At 37.2% G+C, this 1,544-nt stretch carries 1 protein-coding gene; it reads left to right on the forward strand.

Translation table 11 applies throughout. The features are described from left to right. The first annotated feature begins 69 nt into the window (after positions 1-69). A complete protein-coding gene (locus M3090_RS15235) occupies positions 70-1,386 on the forward strand; it encodes an aminotransferase class I/II-fold pyridoxal phosphate-dependent enzyme (RefSeq protein WP_249057684.1) in 1,317 nt (438 codons plus the stop codon). Positions 1,387-1,544 lie beyond the last annotated feature (158 nt).

Genomic DNA, 1,544 nt, shown 5'->3' on the forward strand with positions numbered 1-1,544 from the left:
CATTTATCCACTTTTACGGGACAGTAGTGTATTTGGGTACTAAATAGCAATTAGTTAATTGAAAAAGTTATGAAACAAACACCTATTGATCGGGATTTAATTGACAACCTTACGCAAGTAATGGGAATTACAGATTTTTCATGTGCCACAATTCGTGAAATCAAGGCTGTTGCGGCAAAAGCAGAAATCGTTTCTGGAGTAGAATTTATCAAAATGGAAATGGGTGTGCCAGGTTTACCACCTTCAGTAGTGGGAGTAGAAGCCGAAATCAATGCTTTGCGCCATGGTGTGGCTAGTCTTTATCCTAATATTGATGGAGAAAGTGTGTTAAAACACGAGGCTTCACGTTTTGTACGTGCATTTGTAGGGGTAGATATTTCTCCAGAGGGTTGTATTCCTGTTACTGGTTCTATGCAGGGTACTTTTGCTGCTTTTTTGACATGCATTCAATGTCGTCCTGAAAAAGACTCTATATTGTTTATTGACCCAGGATTTCCTGTTCAAAAGCAACAGATACAGGTTATGGGAGCGAAGTGTGAAGCATTTGATGTTTACAATTTTCGTGGGGAAAAGCTTGGTCCTAAATTGGAAAGCTATTTAGAAAAGGGTAATATTGCTGCATTGATCTATTCGAATCCTAATAACCCTTCATGGATATGCTTTAAAGAAGATGAATTAAGTATCATAGGAAAATTGGCAACTCAATATGATGTAATAGTATTAGAAGATTTAGCTTATTTTGCTATGGATTTTCGTCACGATTTAGGACATCCTTTTCTTCCTCCATATCAACCTACAATAGCTCGTTATACAGACCATTATATGTTACTAATCTCCGGTTCTAAAGCTTTTAGTTATGCGGGAGAGCGTATTGGTGTGGCATGTATTTCAGATTCTCTCTATCATCGCTCATTTCCAGGATTGACGGGTCGTTATGGTGGAGGAACCTTTGGTACGACTTTCGTTCATCGTGTGTTATATGCTCTTTCCTCTGGGACGGGGCATGCTGCTCAATATGCTTTGGCTGCCATGATGCGTGCAGCCAGTGACGGTGTTTATCACTTTCTGAATGATGTTCATATTTATGGAGAACGAGCACGAGAATTGAAAAAAATATTCTTGAAACATGGTTTCTACTTGGTTTATGACAAGGATTTAGACGAACCAGTCGGTGATGGCTTTTATTTCACCATAGGATATCCTAATATGAAAGGTGGACAATTGGCTCATGAACTGATGTATTATGGGATAAGTGCTATTCCTTTATCTACTACGGGGAGTTCTCAAGAAGGGTTACGAATATGTATGTCTTTTATTCAAGAGCATCAGTATAAACTATTGGATGACCGAATGGCAATATTTGCTCAAAATCATCCTATAAGTTAGAATAAATTAGCTAAGTAACTGATCAAAATTAGGCAACATTATGTTTAAGTTTTGCGATATGGAATATTTTTGTAAATGGAAAATATGGGATTCAAGTTAGAGTCGTACATTTGTACGTTTGTTAAAAGTTTGATAATTTAGTTCTTTGAATAGGCATG

Source organism: Bacteroides sp. ET71, assembly GCF_023336905.1.
GTDB lineage: Bacteria > Bacteroidota > Bacteroidia > Bacteroidales > Bacteroidaceae > Bacteroides.

Bases quoted from the DNA above. Each gene is read 5' to 3' on its own strand.
- M3090_RS15235 (WP_249057684.1), top strand. From the start codon at position 70: ATGAAACAAACACCTATTGATCGGGATTTAATTGACAACCTTACGCAA.